This is a genomic window from Calothrix sp. NIES-2098 (assembly GCF_963875125.1).
Classification (GTDB): Bacteria; Cyanobacteriota; Cyanobacteriia; order Cyanobacteriales; family Nostocaceae; genus Aulosira.
In genome coordinates, this window is record NZ_CAWNKJ010000001.1 from 3,053,456 (window position 1) to 3,071,235 (window position 17,780).

Below are 17,780 nucleotides of genomic sequence, written 5' to 3' on the forward strand. Positions count from 1 at the left end.
CTATTTAATTTACACAGCTAATCATCTCAGGGTCTTTTTCAAAAGAAATTAACTCTAAATGTGTCCGATTAGCTACTAGTTCTTTTGCCATTAGGAAGCCAGAAATCGTCCAAGTTTGATATTTCCTTGCTTCTTTACCAATTAATCGCCCATTTTTACCATCATAGTATTCTGGCCATTGGTCGTGGCTGAGGCGGCTTTGAGCTACATTAATAGCTTTATTTGCCAGTTCTACTCGACCTGTTTTGATAGCCGCAGCTACTAACAACCAAAGTAAAACAGGCCAATTACCGCCATTATGATAAGACCAAGCTCTATTTTTTGGATCTGAGCCAGTCACAATTTTCCACTCTAAACCTTCTAAAGCTGGAAAACAAATTTTCATCGGCATATTGCCAATTAAATCGTGCCAGCGTTGTTCAATTAGATCCATAATCATTTGAGATTCTTGTTCGCTGGCTAAGGAAACTAGAATTGCCATTAAGTTACCCAAAGCAAAGAAGCGAAAATCTAACTGTGAAGGCCCTAAATTTCCTGCCAAATAGCCTCCGGTTTCTGGTAGCCATTCAGTTAACCAATGAGGGATAGACTCAGGATAAATATTAAATTTATTGGCAACTTCTTTACCAAATTCTTCGCCTTTGTAGCGATAAATCTCATTTACACGGTTGATATCTATCCAATAATATTCTTTAACGTGATACTCCAGCGCTGCCAAGCGTCGGTTAATTGTTTCCAGATATTTAACACCACCATTACCTGGTAAAAGCAATTCACTTGCTGCTAATAAAGCTGCATAAAATAGCACCTGAATTTCTAAAGGATTACCATAAACACCCATGCGACGGTCAATCATAAAAGCACCGTCTGGAACTAACATGGTTGGGTACATAGCAAAGCGATGCACTAAGCAGAAATCTAAAATTAGCTTGATACCTTGTTGAAATTCTGGCTGATAAGCTAAAGAAATATCTTTGGTTGCTTTTACATAAGCTCGTAATAAAATAATCCACCACAAACAAGAATCGACTGGCGGAACTCTGCCAATAGCGTGTTCGCCAAAATCAGCAATCAAAACTTGCTTTCCATCGACAATATCAACTTTAAAACTAGCAGGCATTAATCCAGGGCCTGGCTTAAAAAAGTCCATTTGCTTTTCGTGACTTTGCAAGGTGAGAGTCTCGGTTAAAAAATTGCGAACAATCTCTGCTTTTCCTTGGGTGAGAAAAACTAACCCGGAAATCACAAAGTCGCGGATAAAGCACTGGTCATAGTTGAGAGACTCTCTGTGTAAGTCACAAGCTGCTACTGTACCAATGGGGCGTTTGCTATAGAAAATAATGGAGTTTTCTACTAACCTCCAAGCTTCTGTAATGGAATTAGTTTTGACAGTTATAGCCATGAGCAAATTATCCTGTAGTACTTTACACTCAATAAGTAGCAGCGATGCCCGATCTGGTTTGCGTCTACTTGCTGCGGTACTGGTTACGAAAAAGAGGAAAATTGTCAACAGGCGATATAAATAGCGTGACGCAATCACTAGTATTCTGCCCTCATACCTCCGTATTAGTTATCGGAGCTACATTTGGTAGGTACGTACACTAACAAGTTTTCTTCAGTAACTTTCTCTAGTCGCAATTTTCAAACTTAGTTAATCTGTCATTGGTAGAAAAGCAGCGTATGGCTTAAAATATTTCACCGAGCCTGAAGGAAAAGATATGACACAAGGAAAAATATTGTTGCAACCTGGCACGTTATGGAAAAGTGTCATAGAACGTACTGAATCCGCTTGGAAATGCGGAGCTTTGTTGTCGATACCAACGGAGTTTGAATTTGTTGAGCAGGATGGCGTGCAGTTCTTAGTAAGGATTTTGTCTAATCTGGTGCGCAAGGATGCAGCCAAGCAAAAACAAGTTCAACAAACTACCTCATCTGGCAAGGACTTTAATCCATTCTTACCTTACGAAGAAGATTTATTTGTTGCCGATATTTCTGAGACACACGTTTGTTTGTTGAATAAATTCAACGTAGTTGACTATCACTTATTAATTATTACTCGCGCTTTTGAAGAACAGGAAAGCTTACTAACCTTAGAAGATTTCGCTGCCATGTGGGCTTGTTTGGCAGAATATGATGGATTGGCATTTTACAACGGCGGTCAAGTTGCAGGTGCAAGTCAGCGACACAAGCATTTACAGGTTGTACCCTTACCCCTAACAACCTCAGGTGCAGCCATACCCATTGAGCCTTTATTAGCAGCAGCAGAATTTCAAGGTACAGTCGCAACTATTCCAGAGTTACCTTTTACACACGCTTTCGCAAGCCTAGATCGCAGTTGGGCAGAGTCGCCACTCACAGCCGCTAAAACTACCCTAGAAATCTATCGCAACTTACTCAAGACTGTAGGGATCGCCGCAGTTGAAGGTAATAGACAATCGGGCGCTTACAACTTTTTAGCTACACGCCAATGGATGTTAATCGTACCGCGATCGCAAGAAGAATTCGAGGGGATTTCTGTCAACTCCTTAGGATGTGCAGGCGCTCTACTAGTGCGGAATCAAGAACAAATGCAAATCCTCAAAGACGCAGGGCCAATGAATATCCTCAAAAGTGTAGGGATACCAAGACAACCACAAGTGTAATCAAAAAATTTTTGTGTTACCTTGTGCAGCATAACTTACCTGTGAAAAGTTAAGACACTATCAACGAATGGCACTCAGTACAAAACTTCACAAATTCGTAACTAATTAAATTAAGAAAAACTCTGCTTCTCTCTGCATTTAAAAATGCTACGAATTAAAAGTTTAGGTAGCATCCCTGTGTCGGATCGTCTCAGCGCCATTCGACTATCAACCCAGGAGATGATTATGCAGCACCTTGACCTGAAATGGATACGCGCCCAGTTTCCCGCACTTACTCAAAAAATCAACGGTGAACCTGTAATTTTTTGCGATGGCCCTGGTGGTACACAGACACCAGGAGCAGTACTCGATGCCATTAGCGATTATTTGGTGAGGTCAAATGCCAATTCTCACGGAGCTTTTGCCACGAGTATGCGTACAGATGCACTGATTACAGCTGCTCGTGCTGCTAGTGCCGATTTGCTAGGATGCCACAGTGATGAGGTAGTATTCGGTGCGAACATGACTACCCTTACCTTCAGCTTGAGTCGCGCTATTGGTCGGGAACTGCAACCAGGCGATGAAATTATTGTGACGCGGCTCGACCATTACGCCAATGTTTCTACTTGGTATGCGTTAGAAGAAAAGGGTGTAGTTGTCAAAGTTGTAGATTTCAACACCGAAGACTGCACCTTAGACATGGGAGAACTGGAACGCCAAATTAATCCCCGCACAAAATTAGTCGCTGTTGGTTATGCTTCTAACGCTGTCGGGACAATCAACGATGTACCCGCAGTCGTGCGCCTTGCTCATGCTGTTGGAGCTTTGGTGTTTGTTGATGCAGTTCACTACGTACCCCACGCTCCAATTAATGTCCATGCGCTAGGTTGTGACTTTCTCGCCTGTTCCGCCTATAAATTCTTCGGCCCCCACGTGGGGATTTTGTATGGTAAGCGAGAACATCTTACCCGCTTAATTCCATATAAAGTTAGGCCTGCTCCGGATGAAGTCCCAGCGCGTTGGGAAACAGGAACTTTGAATTTTGAAGGTTTAGCAGGATTGGTAGCGGCGATTAATTATTTGACAAAACTCGGTTGTCACGTATCACCTTCAGTCGATAATGAGTTAATTTCCGCCTTAATCGAAGCAGATAAGGAAGGCATAGAAAAATTTCACTGTCCCAGTTTCCTCACATCACCCGATCAATCTACACCTTCAATCACATCTGCTTATCACAGCCGCCGCGCTGCTTTAGTAGCAGCAATGTCAGCAATTCAACAATACGAAAGAGAATTGAGTCACAAACTCATTCCCGGATTGTTGGCGATTCCTGGTTTAACCTTGTATGGCATTACTAACCCACAGCGCTTTACTTCACGCACACCAACAGTTGCCTTTAGGCTAGCAGGACAAAGCCCGGAAAGTGTTGCCAAAGCATTAGGCGATCGCGGAATATTTTCTTGGCACGGACATTTTTATGCGATCGGTTTGACTGAAAAGTTAGGCGTAGAAGCGACAGGTGGCTTAGTGCGGATTGGAATGACACACTACAACACAGTTGAGGAAGTTGAGCGAGTCTTACACGCTTTGAAGGAAATTGCTGTGTAACGCTATAAATCATCGTTAAGGGCGGAAAAACCCCGCCCCTACGAATGCATCAGCATTTTCACTCGCTTCTAGACATAAGATAATGGCTAAACCATTCACTCGCCAATAGTGCTACTGTTGCCAATGTGCCTGGTTCTTCAAATAAATGGGTAGCTTTGGGAATAATCTCCAGCCGTTTTGGCGATCGCAATTTTGCTAATGCTTCCTCATTCATCGCTATGACTGGCGTATCGTAACCACCAACAATCAGCAAGGTTGGTGCTTTGACATGAGGTAGTGCTGCACCAGCTAGATCGGGTCTTCCCCCACGAGAGACAACAGCCTGCACCGCTGCTTTCCGTTCGGCGGCGGCGACGAGGGCTGCACCAGCGCCAGTACTAGCGCCAAAGTAACCTATCTTCAGGTGTTGGGTATCTGGGTTTTCTGCTAGCCAATCTGTAGCACCAACTAACCGCGATGCTAACAAAGCAATATCAAAGCGCAAATGTCTTGTCCGCAGATCAATTTCTTCTTCTTGTGGAGTGAGCAAATCAATTAATAAAGTTGCTAGTCCCCCCTGTTGTAAAACTCCAGCCACAAAGCGATTGCGAGGACTATGGCGGCTGCTACCACTACCATGAGCAAATAAAACTACGCCTGTAGCACCATCGGGAATTACTAAATTTCCCTCTAGCTTGACTTCACCTGCGTTGACTAATATTAGGTGTTCGTGCTTCTGCATAAACTTAATCTCCACTAATGACCAATGATGACCCTGACCACTACTTAAGAGCTATTAGCTACCAGTAATTTTTGCCTTGTCAGCAGTTCGCATACCTCTGCGTCGGTTGTTTGCTGAAAATCCTCATACCAAATACCGATCGCATACAAATCTTCTGGCATGATTACGCAAACAAGCTTATCTACTTCTGGTTCTAGTTCTTCAAAAGTAGATACGCCTACTACTGGAACAGCCACAACTAGTTCGCAGGGCTGTTGTTTTTTCAAAGTTGCGATCGCGGCGCGGATAGTTGCACCCGTAGCAATACCATCATCTACAAGAATAACGGTATGATTTTTGACTTTTGGTAGCGGACGATTACCTCGATAAACGAGGTTACGACGTTCTAATTCCCGCCTTTCCATTGCGGCTACTCGATCGATAGTTTCTTTGGGAATCCGTAACCAATCTACGACATTCTCATTAATGACACGTACTCCTCCCATTGCGAGCGCACCCATTGCTAGTTCCTTGTGTCCGGGTACGCCTAATTTCCTCACCAAGCAGACATCTAAGGGTGCATCAAGTGCGTTTGCTACCTCATAAGCTACAGGCACGCCACCACGGGGAAGCCCTAAAACTAAAACGTCTGGACGATTGCCATACTCTGTTAACTTAGCAGCTAATACTTTCCCAGCTTCAACCCGATTACGGAATCTTTGCAACATATTTTATACCTCTTTTAAACATAAATCTTTAAGAGAACCGTCTACCTGAAACTGTTTGATAGCAGTAGCAATTAAAGGTGCGATCGAGACAATTTTGAGTTGCTGCCAATCCGTTTCTGTTGGTGCGATAGTATCGGTGACATAAACAGCCTGGATGCTGGGGTGACTTAACTTAGCGCGTGCGTCCTTCACAAATAACCCGTGGGTAGCAGCAATCATGATTTCTGGACGTGCTTCCGCTTTCAATAGGGCTTCAATACTTCTAGCCAGAGTGCCACCCGTGGAAATCATGTCATCGATAATTAAGCAGGCACAACCCTTTACATCTCCTACCACACGAGTTACTTCTGTTTCTGTACCACTCTTGCGGTGTTTGTGTAGCACAACTACAGAACTATTCAGCTTTTGAGCATACTGAGTTGCCATTTGGACGCGCCCGGTGTCTGGCGATACAACGACAAAATTAGGCGGTAAATGAGGGCTGATAGCCTCGCAAAAAATGGGTACTGCTGTCAGACTGTCTACAGGAATGCGAAAGAAACCCTCAATTTGTGGGGTGTGTAAATCCAGGGTGACAATATGAGTTACTCCCACAGCCTGTAAAACTTCAGCCACCATACTGGCAGCGATTGGTTCCCGCCTACCATGACGTTTATCGGAACGGGCATAGCCAAAGTAAGGGATAATAGCCGTAATCCGTCTAGCCGCAGACCGACGACAGGCATCTGCAAAGGCTAAAAGTTCTACTAAATGGTCATTAACGGGTGGTGCAGTGGACTGGAGGATAAATACAGCCTTTTCGCGTACAGATTCTAGGAGTTGGACATTTACCTCGCCATCTGGAAAGCATTCCACCAGAGATTTACCCAAAGGAATGTTGAGTTTCTGGGAAACGGCTGCTGCTAAATCAGGGTTAGCTGTGCCTGCAAAGAGGATGAAATTGTCCATAATCAATACCTGATTCCAATTTGAACAAGGAATGCGACAGATACGCACTGCCAAATCCTTGTTATGTCTAGCTTTCGGAATTTTGAATTGTGATTATTTGCTGATTTGCTTCCAAGCAGCATCTAGAGCCGATTTTGCGCTATCGCCTGCACGGGTAATACTCTGTTGCAAATGATGCCATTGCTCTTGCAAAAACTCCGTAGCCTCTTGCAAGACATGATGCGGACGATCGCTAGAAGCTGCTACTTCGTCGCTAACCTCTTTAATTTTGACGCGCACAACTTCTGGTTTATCCTCAGGAGCAATCAGATGATGTAGGCGATCGCCTATCATGTGTACGAGATGTTGTACTTGTTCTGATTTCTCACTAAAAAAACTCTTCAATCCCTCTGATTCACCTTGAAGTTTACCTTGCACGTCTTCGCCGATAACTACTTTATCTATGTCAATTACTTCGATATCTTCAGGATACAGTACTGCTTTTCCACCAAAAGGAGCTGCAATTTCTCCGGCTACAATGTAAGCGGCGATTTCTCCCGTTTGCCAATCAAATAAAAAATCTTCTACCCAACCAAGAGTTTCACCCAATGTAGATTCAACAGTAGTTTGATGCAAGCGACGCAGATTTTCTGGAGTATCAAGGACTGGGAAATAATAAGTTGACACCGCACCCATACCTACGCCAGCAATTCTATCTACTGGTAAATAAGTTTCCCCACCCGAAAAATAGGCAATACGCCCGGAATCATCTATCCAGACTTCCTCTAACTTACCTAAACGTTCAGCTGTCGAGCTATCTATTGCAATCCATCCAATAATCTGACTGCGACGCACAACGTTGAGCATATTTCCTCTCCAATACTTTTGACTTCCGTTGGCGTTTGATCGAGACATCTCTTGCCACCTTTGATTTGAAACTTGGACTCTACTTTAAGGTTAGAAACAAAATGTGAGGAATATGTGAGTAATGTCAACTTATATTACTGATGTTCCCTACTCGTCTGTCGCATTCTTTTTTCCAGTCGATGACATCAGAGAAAGCCAAGGCGATCGCATTTAAGTTAAGAATAGACACAACTAATTTTGTCTTAAACTGGCATAAATAACCTTAGAAGGTAGTCGGTTTTAACTGGATTTGATCGATGATTTTCATAACTTTTTGGTAACTTTGATTATCTTTTCGTTGTCGGTAGAGTTCTGCGGCTTTCTGGAGATCTTCAATTGCTCTTTGTTTGTCTCCTAAAGCCAAGTGGGCGAGTCCCCGATCCTCATAAGTTCCCGCCTTATTAGGAGCAATTTTAAAAGCACGAGCACAATCTTCTAGGGCTTTTTGATCTCCTAAATTGGCACGAACGTAGCAGCGACTGCTGTAGAAATTGGCAGTTTGTGAATCTAGTCGAAGAGCCTGGTTACAATCTTCAATTGCTCCTTGATAGTCTTTCAGCCCACGAGCGCGATAGTAGCACCGATTGTTGTAGGCACAGGCAAATTTTGGAGCTTTCTGAATAACCTGGCTTAAATCATCAATGGCTTGTTGATAGTTGCCTAAAGCATAATAGACGTGGCTTCGGTGATAGTAGGCATCAGTATAGTCAGGTTTAAGATTGATAGCTTGGTTGAAATCTTCGAGACCTTCCGGATATTTGTCTAGAATGTAGTACACGTAACCTCGTTCGTCGTAAGCCCAAGCCTGCGGAGTATTAGGAGGTTGGAGGCGAATCACTTGGGAAAAGTCTTCTATGGCTTTCTGGTAATCTTCTAATGCAGAAAAAGCCAACCCCCGACCGAAGTAAGCTCGTGCCTCATCAGGGTTGAGGCGAATAGCATTGTTGAAATCTTCAACAGCTGCTGAATATTTTTTCTGTTCGAGCTTGCTTACGCCCCTACTCATATAAGTGTTGTAACTGTTGGCATCTGCCTGAACAATAATATTCTCTATCTCTGTAGGGTTGTTAGATACTAAAGAGTAGCTAGCAGCACTAACAATTCCTAGACTGCCAAGGAGTGCTGTAGTTACTAGTCCAAGACTAATTAAGCATTTCAGCATTTTGCACTTCCCCTTTCCTCTATAGCCTTTTCTAGAGTCATCTCGTTAGGGGAATGGCTCTACTTCTATTATCTCACTCTACAGATGAGGGAGTGCATTTTGTCAATATTTCTGCTACTAATATTAAGGCTTCTACTGTGCAACAAAAGCGGATGAAGGTGGCAGTAGAGTACAAACGTTATCTTGGCGTGAAAGTTATTTTTAACGATCGCTCAAAGATTATCCCAAGAACTACAAGCAAGCATTTACTTGGTAGAATTGCTGGATAGTGATATCATTCGCACCATCTTTCACAAGGGCTAGGCTTTAGCAAACAAGACCGAGATATAAATGTGCATCAGATTAGCTTTGTGGCTAATTTGCTCAGTTGTAATGGCATAATTGCGATCGCTCTTATTAGTTCGGTGTGTAAACTGTAACTCATTGAAGTAATCTTGTGTTCCTCACAATTTCCTCAACTTTTTTTCCTAAGCTAAAAGATATCTAGGACTAGTGCCAGAAGGCAGGAGACACAAGGAAAGAGTTTGAAACAAATTTGACTAATCCTGTAGTTGAGGTGATAAAAATGACTACAAGATATCGAAATCGCGCTGAAGCAGGACAAAAATTAGCTAGCAAGCTGACAGATTACGCCCATCGTCCAGATGTTTTAGTGTTGGGGCTTCCGCGTGGTGGCGTACCGATTGCTTGTGAAGTAGCCAAAATACTGGATGTACCGTGGGATATTTGTTTGGTTAGCAAACTGACTGTACCAGGACACAAAGAATTAGCAATGGGTGCGATCGCATCGGGTGGTGTACGTTGCTTAAATTATGATGTTGTCAGTTGGTTGGGGATTTCTGGGAAAACGATTGATGATGTTGCGGCGAAAGAACAACGGGAATTAGAACGACGCGACAGGGTTTATCGAGGTCATCTTTCGCCACCAAATTTGAGCGATCGCACTATTATTCTCATCGACGACGGTATCGCCACCGGTGCTACGATGCGCGCTGCTATTGCCATAGTCCGGGAACAAAAGCCTCAGCAAATTATTGTGGCGGTTCCTGTGGGATTAGCAAAAACTTGTCAGGAATTGCGCAATGAAGTAGATAAGGTTGTCTGTTTAATGACACCAGAACCTTTATATGCGATCGCTCTTTGGTATGAAAACTTCGCCAAAATCAGCGATACCGCAATTCATGAAATGTTGACACAGCAACTAGCAGTTAGTTGTTAAAGCCAGAAAGGCAATTTTTTCTGGCTTTTCTTGCCAAATTATTATATTTTATTTGCATAGCACAGCTATTTTAATTTTAAAATTATTCGGGAAATTAAGCAACAGCTAATAGAGAGCGATCGCGAATCAAGGGCTATTTCTGGAGCGCAGATATTTAAGTTATAAACTTACGCTTAGAAGTAGAGAATTGCCCAGAATCAGGACTATTTCTCCACACAGACTTAATATATATTTTCTTATTGGTACTTTCTTATTATTGATATTTAGAGTAATATAGAAATTGAAGGTAAAGGTTAATACTTAAAGCTCAAAGTTTTCATATCAGCTAAAGTCATTAAGTAAGCCATTCGGTAATAAACAGAGCTATTTTACGCAAAGTAAATATGCTGAAAATCCTTACTAATGAAAAAGCAACCATCACCAGTAGTTTCAGTGTACCGACCACTTATAACGAATTTGTCTTTCTGAATTTAGTGTAGGGAGTGAAGAGAATGACCATCACAGCCACTAAACCAAAGTTGTAGGTACGGCAAATTCAAAAAATTTCGTTACTTCTCAAGTTACCCTCTTTAACTCACAACCAAGCAAGAATATATGTTGCTTTGAGATTGGAAAAATACATCTTAATTATTACCTGGCTTGAGCCATTGGTTGATCGAAGCAACAGATAATTAAGAATTAGGAGAAATCATGAGAATCCCGCTACAAATCACCTTTCATAACATCCCGCCATCAGAAGCTGTAGAAGACAAAATTCGCGCCTTAGCAGCTAAATTAGACCGCTTCTATAACCGAATTACTAGCTGTCGAGTTATCGTTGACGTGCCACATCGGCATCAACGTAACGGTAAGCTTTATCAGGTACGAATTGACATGACTGTGCCAAATGGGGAAATAGTTGTAAAACGCGATCCACCCGAACGTCATAGTCACGAGGATATTTATGTAGCGATTCGTGATGCTTTTGATATAGCCAAACGCAAACTGCAAGACCATAGTAGTATGTTGCGTCAGTAAATCAAGGCTCACAAACAACGGCTTCATCGAAACATTTGATGGTAGCGAAGTTTATTTTCACCACAACAGTATCTTCAAGGGTGATTTTCAGTAGTTGCAGGTAGGAGATAAGGTTTGTTTTGGGGAAAAAGAAGGTGAAAAGGGACTCCAAGCTAGCACTGTCAGACTGATTGATAAGCATCTAAAGCAAAGGGAGATGGGGAGAAGTTCTTTCCATCTCCCAAAATTTGTAGTCAGGACTGTAGTCTAATCGTTGTTGCGGTTATGAGAAATTGTAATTAACTAAAGATAAGATGATACCCACGAGCGAACCTAAAAGTAGCGCTATACCGCTAAGAGAACTAATACCAAAGCCAATTCTCCGCTTTTCTGCCGCTTGATAGTATCCCCAAGCATAGGCGACTCGACCCACAAGCCAGATAGCACCGATAACCGCCCCCCACAACGGATTGACATAAAAAGAAAATAACCATAAAGCAGGTAGGAAGAAAATCATTTGCTCTAGGGTATTTTGCTGAACGCGTAGCACTCGCTCAAAGTCAGGATCGCCTGTCATTTGGGGAGGTGGTACTTTATATTTGGCTCTGGCTCGACCAACATTAATGGTAACGACAAAGTACAGCAGCAGCGTTAAAGCAGTTATGAGACTAGTCCAGGGCAACATATCATAATCCTCGCGTACCAACAAAGTATAATCTTTGGTTTCATCAATTGAGCGATCGCGTGCTGTTTCGGGAATTAGTGAAATCACCACCCGGAATGGTTTGATTAACAGGGCGATAATTTACTAGAGTAGATGTAGTTTTGTAACAACTTTAAAAACCAAAAACCAGGAGGATTGGACAGACTACCACAACATTTATTTTGCGGTCTGTGAATCGCAATCAGCAGTTCTTAGAGAATTTTCATCTTGCTATCAGCGCTCATTCAGAGCGATCGCTCATAATGCAGCAAGGTAAATCGGCAACTAGATAATGAACAAGCGGTATTTTTTAGAAGCTAGTGCCGTAATTGTTGGCACAGCATTTTTATCACAATATTTCACAAGGAAATCAGAAGTTATGACAACTGCCAAGAATGAAAATGAATTTGAGATCGCTAAAACTGAGGAAGAATGGCGCAAAACCTTGACACCAGAACAGTTTCATGTTTTGCGTAAACATGGTACCGAACGCGCGGGTACTAGTCCTCTCGATAAGCAATATGCACTGGGAACTTACGTATGTGCTGGGTGCGAATTACCTCTATTTTCCTCGGAAACCAAATTCAACAGTGGTACAGGCTGGCCTAGTTTTTATGCACCCATTGAAGGAGCTATTGGCACAACCGTAGATAAGTCCTTCTTTATGACTAGAGTTGAAGTCCATTGTCATCGTTGTGGTGGTCATCTAGGTCACGTATTTAACGACGGCCCTGCACCCACTGGTAAACGCTACTGTATGAATGGTGTAGCCTTGAAGTTTATTGCTAGCTAATTAGCAACGCCCAAAATTCCAATTATTTTATGTGCCGTTTACTTGCTTACCTCGGTTCGCCGATTTCTTTAGAACATTTACTGTACGCACCAGAACATTCCTTGATTGTGCAGAGTTATCAACCTCAGGAAATGCTTTCGGGAGTGGTGAACGCTGATGGTTTTGGAATGGGTTGGTATCATCCGCAAAAAGATACCGAACCCTTTATTTACAAAAATATTTTGCCGATTTGGAATGACCAAAATCTGGTAAGTCTGAGCCGTTATGTCGAATCGGGGCAAATATTGGCTTATGTTCGCAGTGCAACAGCAGGACAAGCCTTAGATTTTAGTAATTCTCAGCCTTTTCAGTATCAGCGTCTATTATTTACTCACAATGGACGGATTGAAAAGTTCCGGCAGACATTATACAGACCGATTCGCAACCGACTCAGCGATGAAATTTACCAATCAATCCAGGGAAGTACAGATTCGGAACATATTTTTGCTTTACTGCTCCATCATCTGCAAGCCAATCCCGGTAAGAGTGTAGAGCAAGCATTGCATATTACATTACTTCAATTGAGGGAATGGGCAGAGGAATATCAAACTGATGTTTCCGCCAATATAGTAATTAGCGATCGCGATCGCTTAATTGCTTCTCGCTTTAGTACAAAATCACCTGCTCCGTCTCTTTACTGGTTACGAGACGATCTAACTTTCCCCAAAGCCGTAATTATTGCATCCGAACCACTATTTACAGGTAATTGGACAGATTTCTCAGAAAATAGCATCATCAGTGTGGGAGTGGACTGTGATATCCAAGTTGAGCAAATCTAGTGTGAGAGAGGCGATAATTCTTGCCTTCGTTGAATGTCGGACTAAAACTCTGGCAATATTCGAGGGTATGGATCGGATGACTTTTTGCGCTCAACCGCATCCAGATTTTAGCCCTGTTGGCTGGCACTTAGGACACATTGCTTACACTGAAGCTTTGTGGCTGTTAGAACGCAGTGCAGGTTTACCCTGTTTGTTTCCGCAGTACCGTCAGCTGTTTGCAGCTGATGGTTTACCCAAAGCCAAACGTGTGGAATTACCCGAACTAACGGAAATCCGTTATTACTTGGATACGGTGAGAGCCAAAGTACTAGATTCCCTAAAAGTCGCTGATGTTGAACAAAACGAACGTCTGTGGCGCTTTTTGATTCAGCATGAAAGCCAACACCACGAAATTATTAGTATGGTGTTGGAATTAGTAAAACTTTCCCACTCTCATAAAAAGCTACTCCGCACCGATAGAGCCAGCCAACCTGCTCCTAACAACCTCGAAGACACGATCCAAATCCCAGCTGGTGAATTTGAACAGGGTAATAACTCTATTGATGCGTTAGATAACGAATCTCCAGCACATAAAGTATATTTAGACACTTATTGGATCGATCGCTATCCTGTAACTTGTGGGCAGTATCTGACATTCATAGAGGCAGGTGGATATCAAGATCGGCGTTGGTGGTCAAACGCTGGATGGCATTGGCTACAAACTGAGCAGGTGACACAACCCCTATATTGGGATAACGATCGCACTTGGGATAATCGCCCAGTTTGTGGTGTCAGTTGGTACGAAGCAGAAGCATACTCACGGTTTGTTGGGAAGCGCCTACCAACAGAAGCCGAATGGGAAAAAGCGGCTACTCAGAATGTAGAAGCAAAAACAGTAATTGAGAATTGTAATTGCGATCGCCTAGTTGGTAAAACTACAGCAGTAAATGCTTATCCTGACGGACAAAGTATTTATGGTTTATCCGACACCCTCGGAAATGTTTGGGAGTGGACAGATTCTTGGTTTGCTGGCTATGAGGGGTTTCAAAGTTATCCTTATGTAGGATACTCACAAGTTTATTTTGACCAAAAGCACCGCGTTTTAAAAGGCGGTAGTTGGGCAACTCGTCCTTGGGTACTCCGTCCAAGTTTTCGCAACTGGTATTATCCCAGCGTGCGTCAGATTTTCGCAGGATTTCGCTGTGCTGCTGATGATAAGTAGAATCGCATACGGTCAATTGTGAGTGCTAACAGTTGACTGTTGAGTAAGTAGATAGCGCACTTCTTCATCGGTAGTTTGCGAAAAGTCTTCATACCAAATGCCTACTGCATACATTCGCTCTGGCATTTTTAGACACACTACCTCGTCTACGAAGTTACTGAGTTCCTCACAAGTTTCTGGTGGTGCGATAGGAACTGCAACAACAATACGCTTTGGCTGTTGCTGTTTCAACATAGTAATGGCAGCACGCATAGTTGAGCCAGTAGCAATACCGTCATCTACTACAATCACAGTGCGATTTTTAACATTTAAGGGAGGGCGATCGCCACGATAAGCGCGATCGCGACGTTGTAATTCCTGCGATTCTTCAGCCGTTACTTGCTCAATCGTTTGATTGGCGATCCCTAATGAACTGACAACATCGTAATTTAATACGCGAATACCACCCGACGTAATTGCACCCATTGCCAACTCTTTATGACCGGGTACGCCTAATTTTCTCACTAAACAGATATCTAAGGTTGCACCTAGTAACTTTGCCACTTCATACGCTACAGGTACACCACCACGAGGCAAACCTAAAACCACCAGATCTTTGCAGTCAGCATAGGCGGTTAATTCTCTGGCTAACATCTTACCAGCTTCAGCACGGGTATGAAATTTTCTAGTAGACATAATTTCACCTCCATCAGGTGAGTGCGATGCATCGCTGATTCTCTGGAATATACAAAAGTCAGTCGGTTTTACTCTCCTTGCCTTATTACTAGCTGCAATCGTTATTCAATAAAGCTAGTACTTAATTTTCTAGTAAATTTTCCCGAATGTCTTTGACTATCTCTCCTGCTGTAGGCTGTCAAATATTACCTGAATTACTAGTAAGCTATAAATTCCGATCGCACACAGAGAATTGGTGAGTATTGCCGAACTTTGCTGATGACATTGAAAAGAAAGTTAATTAATGCTCTCAACTTTACTTTTCTCTGTTTATTCTCATATTACATGAACTACTTCAAGCTGTGACGCCGAGGTTCGGGCAATACTACTCGTTTAAGCATTGTGAACTGAAAATTTGGCTTGGGAAAAAGTTAAAAGTTTTTTTTGTTTTCGCATTAACCAGTAGGTGTTAAATTTTGGGGTTTACATATTCCCTATCAACACTCATTAGCAAAGTGTTGTGACAGCTTTATAAGTGGCATATATGTACCCGATGCTACAAAAACGCATGGTAAGCTGATTCAGGTTTAGTAAGCGATTTCACCCAAACAATCGCCTGACATACAAACGTAGATCGTTTGTCAAATATTTACCAATTTAGCGTCATCATCGGGGCTTTACCTTAGCTCAAAACTTGGGCTGTGAGCCCTTAAATACACTACCACAGCATCTATAAGCGATAAGAGATCGCGAACATTTTTGCACGGTGATTTGCAGATTTCCGTTGCCTCATACCAGGAATGCGCTACTAGAATTCTCAAACACCTTAGGAGTCGCACAATTATGTTTTTAGATCAACCGGTTGCAATAACCCAACCTGTTAACTTTGCCAATGGTGCTCGGTTAAAAGCTGAATACTCTGATAATGCAGACAAGTCTGCACCAAAACTGATACCTACAGATGCTAATGCCAGTACAAAAATAGCTCAGAGTACGACTGGTAAAACTTACTATGTCTCTGGAAGTGGCAGCGATAGCAACAACGGCTTATCCACAAGTCAAGCATTTCGGACGTTAGGCAGAGTAGGGGGTTTGGTAAAAGCAGGTGATACAGTTTATCTCATGAACGGTACTTACGAAAGGAACAGTTCTGATACACAGATCGTGGTCTTATATGAAAAACAAGGTACTGCTAGTGCTCCGATTACTTTCAAAGCCTATCCTGGGCATAATCCCCTGATCAAATCAAAAAATGCCTACGCTATTAACATTGTTAGATCCTCTTATATTATTATTGAGGGTTTGACCCTAGAGGGAAACAACAACAACATCACTAAAGAGTACGCACTCCAACAAAGATATAACTCGAACAATCCATTAACCAAAGGTACGGGAATTGGCATTAATGAGAAATCTCACCATATAACTATTCGCAACAACAAAATTTCTAATTTTGGCGGGCACGGGATTCATTCTTACAGGTCTGACTACGTGACCATTGAGAAAAATATTGTTGCGAGAAATGCTTGGTACAGTCCGGACGGAACCAGTGGTATTAGCACCCAATATAACTGGAATTCTGATGGTGTCACCGATAGATATAAGATGGTGATCCGGGACAACATTATTTACGACAACAAAAATTTTGTTCCCTGGAGCTCGGCTGGCAAAATTACTGAAGGGCATGGCATCATAATTGATGATTGTTTGAATACCCAGTCAGCCTCTTTTCATCAAAGGTATAACGGGAGAACGCTAATTACAAACAACATCATCTATAGAAATGGTGGTGCTGGTGTTAATGTCTATAGTAGCCCCAACGTTGATATCGTCAATAACACGACATATCAGAATGGACAAGTCGCAGAGACTCAAGGCTTGGGAGAAATTGCTACCTCTAGTGGTTCCGATCGCGTGAAAATCTTCAACAACATTCTCTACGCTAAAACTGGTGGTGTAGTTAATAGCCTGTCTAGATCAACGAACATCCAGTACAACAATAATTTAATCTACAACTCATCCAAATTCAACGCCCCAGGAACCAACAATATTCTTGGAAAAAACCCCCTATTTAGCGATCCTGATAGAGGGAATTTCACCCTCAGATCTGGGAGTTCGGCAATTGATGCTGGAGCTAGCAGTTTTAGTGGAATTAACGCACCCAGTGTCGATCAGCTAGGCTTTAAGCGTCCCGTAGATGGGAATGCTGACGGGCGTGCAGTTGTGGACATAGGTGCGTTGGAAGCTCTTTCAAAGGCCGCATCGGCAAGGTAAATAACAAGTGATGTCTTTCGCCAGCCCTCCAGATGGTGTTTATGCTGTGCGAGACCTCACTGGTTGACCGCTTTACGCCTATGCACAGTCAAAGGTACTCAAAGTTGCGTTTCAATTGAGAGAAAGAGAAATTACTGGGGTAATTGGGTAAATAAGACTGCTTGTAAAACTAAATTTATAAGTAGTTAACCAAGGGTAAAAGGAATTCAACTTCCTTTTACCCTTTTTCCCGTAAAAAGGCTAATTGTACACAATTTAAAGGGTGCAAAATCGGCCTTTATGTGGCGTTCAGATGAGCGAAGTAGGTGCGGGTTATAACAAAGCAATCCCAATATCTTTGCGATCGCCTCCCTCAGGTCGCAATTGACTTGTGTTCAACTGGACGTGGTATGATAACAAGCCTGAGCAAGATTGTGTTTATTGCAGCCAGAATCCCCACCCAGCATAAAAGCTGAGGTGGGGAGCGTAAT

Annotated in this window: 18 protein-coding genes; 10 read left to right on the forward strand and 8 right to left on the reverse strand. The window is 42.6% G+C overall.

Features of this window, described 5'->3' with window-relative positions:
• Positions 1-4: 4 nt before the first annotated feature.
• Positions 5-1,402: a glycoside hydrolase 100 family protein gene (locus tag AACU33_RS12835; RefSeq protein ID WP_096595237.1), complete on the reverse strand. Its 1,398-nt coding sequence runs from the start codon at positions 1,400-1,402 to the stop codon at positions 5-7.
• Positions 1,403-1,718: 316 nt separating this feature from the next.
• On the opposite strand from AACU33_RS12835, the gene AACU33_RS12840 reads away from it, so the two are divergent.
• Both AACU33_RS12840 and AACU33_RS12845 read left to right on the forward strand, forming a co-directional pair.
• Entirely contained in the window at positions 1,719-2,642 is a 924-nt protein-coding gene (locus AACU33_RS12840; RefSeq protein WP_096588944.1) for an ATP adenylyltransferase family protein, read from the forward strand.
• Between the two features lie 225 nt (positions 2,643-2,867).
• Positions 2,868-4,229 (forward strand): cysteine desulfurase-like protein, encoded by a 1,362-nt coding sequence (locus tag AACU33_RS12845; protein WP_339375973.1) that lies wholly within the window; start codon positions 2,868-2,870, stop codon positions 4,227-4,229.
• 58 nt (positions 4,230-4,287) lie between these two features.
• Here the strand turns inward: AACU33_RS12845 and AACU33_RS12850 are convergent, their stop codons facing one another.
• From AACU33_RS12850 to AACU33_RS12870, 5 genes are all read right to left on the reverse strand, one after another.
• The gene (locus tag AACU33_RS12850) at positions 4,288-4,950 is read right to left on the reverse strand and encodes a dienelactone hydrolase family protein (RefSeq protein WP_096588946.1); all 663 of its coding nucleotides are present in this window, start codon (positions 4,948-4,950) and stop codon (positions 4,288-4,290) included.
• A 44-nt stretch (positions 4,951-4,994) separates the two neighbouring features.
• Positions 4,995-5,657 carry a phosphoribosyltransferase gene (locus AACU33_RS12855; RefSeq protein ID WP_096588948.1) on the reverse strand — a complete coding sequence of 221 codons (663 nt, stop codon included), beginning with the start codon at positions 5,655-5,657 and terminating at the stop codon, positions 4,995-4,997.
• A gap of 3 nt (positions 5,658-5,660) precedes the next feature.
• Complete coding sequence (locus AACU33_RS12860; RefSeq protein ID WP_096588950.1) at positions 5,661-6,605, reverse strand: ribose-phosphate diphosphokinase; 945 nt, start codon at positions 6,603-6,605, stop codon at positions 5,661-5,663.
• A 93-nt stretch (positions 6,606-6,698) separates the two neighbouring features.
• Positions 6,699-7,499, reverse strand: a complete 801-nt coding sequence (locus tag AACU33_RS12865; RefSeq protein ID WP_339375974.1) for a PRC-barrel domain-containing protein — start codon at positions 7,497-7,499, stop codon at positions 6,699-6,701.
• A 214-nt stretch (positions 7,500-7,713) separates the two neighbouring features.
• Complete coding sequence (locus tag AACU33_RS12870; protein WP_096588954.1) at positions 7,714-8,652, reverse strand: tetratricopeptide repeat protein; 939 nt, start codon at positions 8,650-8,652, stop codon at positions 7,714-7,716.
• A 53-nt stretch (positions 8,653-8,705) separates the two neighbouring features.
• Here AACU33_RS12870 and AACU33_RS12875 point away from each other — a divergent pair, with 53 nt between their 5' ends.
• From AACU33_RS12875 to AACU33_RS12890, 4 genes are all read left to right on the forward strand, one after another.
• Positions 8,706-8,921 (forward strand): hypothetical protein, encoded by a 216-nt coding sequence (locus tag AACU33_RS12875; protein WP_096588956.1) that lies wholly within the window; start codon positions 8,706-8,708, stop codon positions 8,919-8,921.
• Between the two features lie 63 nt (positions 8,922-8,984).
• The gene (locus AACU33_RS12880; protein WP_339376498.1) at positions 8,985-9,071 is read left to right on the forward strand and encodes a hypothetical protein; all 87 of its coding nucleotides are present in this window, start codon (positions 8,985-8,987) and stop codon (positions 9,069-9,071) included.
• 146 nt (positions 9,072-9,217) lie between these two features.
• Entirely contained in the window at positions 9,218-9,871 is a 654-nt protein-coding gene (locus tag AACU33_RS12885; protein ID WP_096588958.1) for a phosphoribosyltransferase, read from the forward strand.
• A 690-nt stretch (positions 9,872-10,561) separates the two neighbouring features.
• The gene (locus AACU33_RS12890; protein WP_339375975.1) at positions 10,562-10,888 is read left to right on the forward strand and encodes an HPF/RaiA family ribosome-associated protein; all 327 of its coding nucleotides are present in this window, start codon (positions 10,562-10,564) and stop codon (positions 10,886-10,888) included.
• 262 nt (positions 10,889-11,150) lie between these two features.
• Here the strand turns inward: AACU33_RS12890 and AACU33_RS12895 are convergent, their stop codons facing one another.
• Entirely contained in the window at positions 11,151-11,552 is a 402-nt protein-coding gene (locus AACU33_RS12895) for an MAPEG family protein (RefSeq protein WP_096595239.1), read from the reverse strand.
• A 310-nt stretch (positions 11,553-11,862) separates the two neighbouring features.
• Here AACU33_RS12895 and msrB point away from each other — a divergent pair, with 310 nt between their 5' ends.
• Genes msrB through egtB form a run of 3 tightly spaced genes read left to right on the forward strand, consistent with a single transcriptional unit; the run spans position 11,863 to position 14,382 of the window.
• Complete coding sequence (gene msrB / locus AACU33_RS12900) at positions 11,863-12,363, forward strand: peptide-methionine (R)-S-oxide reductase MsrB (RefSeq protein ID WP_096588960.1); 501 nt, start codon at positions 11,863-11,865, stop codon at positions 12,361-12,363.
• A 29-nt stretch (positions 12,364-12,392) separates the two neighbouring features.
• Positions 12,393-13,181 (forward strand): ergothioneine biosynthesis protein EgtC, encoded by a 789-nt coding sequence (egtC, locus tag AACU33_RS12905; RefSeq protein WP_096588962.1) that lies wholly within the window; start codon positions 12,393-12,395, stop codon positions 13,179-13,181.
• A complete protein-coding gene (egtB, locus tag AACU33_RS12910; RefSeq protein WP_096588964.1) occupies positions 13,156-14,382 on the forward strand; it encodes an ergothioneine biosynthesis protein EgtB in 1,227 nt (408 codons plus the stop codon). The genes egtC and egtB overlap by 26 nt, the downstream gene beginning before the upstream one ends.
• Positions 14,383-14,394: 12 nt before the next feature.
• Here egtB and AACU33_RS12915 read toward each other — a convergent pair whose 3' ends face one another.
• Complete coding sequence (locus AACU33_RS12915) at positions 14,395-15,057, reverse strand: phosphoribosyltransferase (RefSeq protein ID WP_096588966.1); 663 nt, start codon at positions 15,055-15,057, stop codon at positions 14,395-14,397.
• Between the two features lie 822 nt (positions 15,058-15,879).
• Here AACU33_RS12915 and AACU33_RS12920 point away from each other — a divergent pair.
• A complete protein-coding gene (locus AACU33_RS12920) occupies positions 15,880-17,310 on the forward strand; it encodes a right-handed parallel beta-helix repeat-containing protein (protein ID WP_096588968.1) in 1,431 nt (476 codons plus the stop codon).
• Positions 17,311-17,780: the final 470 nt, after the last annotated feature.

Excerpts from the sequence above, each read along its gene's own strand:
- AACU33_RS12835 (WP_096595237.1), bottom strand. The coding sequence starts at position 1,402 with ATGGCTATAACTGTCAAAACTAATTCCATTACAGAAGCTTGGAGGTTA.
- AACU33_RS12840 (WP_096588944.1), top strand. The coding sequence starts at position 1,719 with ATGACACAAGGAAAAATATTGTTGCAACCTGGCACGTTATGGAAAAGT.
- AACU33_RS12845 (WP_339375973.1), top strand. The coding sequence starts at position 2,868 with ATGCAGCACCTTGACCTGAAATGGATACGCGCCCAGTTTCCCGCACTT.
- AACU33_RS12850 (WP_096588946.1), bottom strand. The coding sequence starts at position 4,950 with ATGCAGAAGCACGAACACCTAATATTAGTCAACGCAGGTGAAGTCAAG.
- AACU33_RS12855 (WP_096588948.1), bottom strand. The coding sequence starts at position 5,657 with ATGTTGCAAAGATTCCGTAATCGGGTTGAAGCTGGGAAAGTATTAGCT.
- AACU33_RS12860 (WP_096588950.1), bottom strand. The coding sequence starts at position 6,605 with ATGGACAATTTCATCCTCTTTGCAGGCACAGCTAACCCTGATTTAGCA.
- AACU33_RS12865 (WP_339375974.1), bottom strand. The coding sequence starts at position 7,499 with ATGTCTCGATCAAACGCCAACGGAAGTCAAAAGTATTGGAGAGGAAAT.
- AACU33_RS12870 (WP_096588954.1), bottom strand. The coding sequence starts at position 8,652 with ATGCTGAAATGCTTAATTAGTCTTGGACTAGTAACTACAGCACTCCTT.
- AACU33_RS12875 (WP_096588956.1), top strand. The coding sequence starts at position 8,706 with ATGGCTCTACTTCTATTATCTCACTCTACAGATGAGGGAGTGCATTTT.
- AACU33_RS12885 (WP_096588958.1), top strand. The coding sequence starts at position 9,218 with ATGACTACAAGATATCGAAATCGCGCTGAAGCAGGACAAAAATTAGCT.
- AACU33_RS12890 (WP_339375975.1), top strand. The coding sequence starts at position 10,562 with ATGAGAATCCCGCTACAAATCACCTTTCATAACATCCCGCCATCAGAA.
- AACU33_RS12895 (WP_096595239.1), bottom strand. The coding sequence starts at position 11,552 with ATGTTGCCCTGGACTAGTCTCATAACTGCTTTAACGCTGCTGCTGTAC.
- msrB (WP_096588960.1), top strand. The coding sequence starts at position 11,863 with ATGAACAAGCGGTATTTTTTAGAAGCTAGTGCCGTAATTGTTGGCACA.
- egtC (WP_096588962.1), top strand. The coding sequence starts at position 12,393 with ATGTGCCGTTTACTTGCTTACCTCGGTTCGCCGATTTCTTTAGAACAT.
- AACU33_RS12915 (WP_096588966.1), bottom strand. The coding sequence starts at position 15,057 with ATGTCTACTAGAAAATTTCATACCCGTGCTGAAGCTGGTAAGATGTTA.
- AACU33_RS12920 (WP_096588968.1), top strand. The coding sequence starts at position 15,880 with ATGTTTTTAGATCAACCGGTTGCAATAACCCAACCTGTTAACTTTGCC.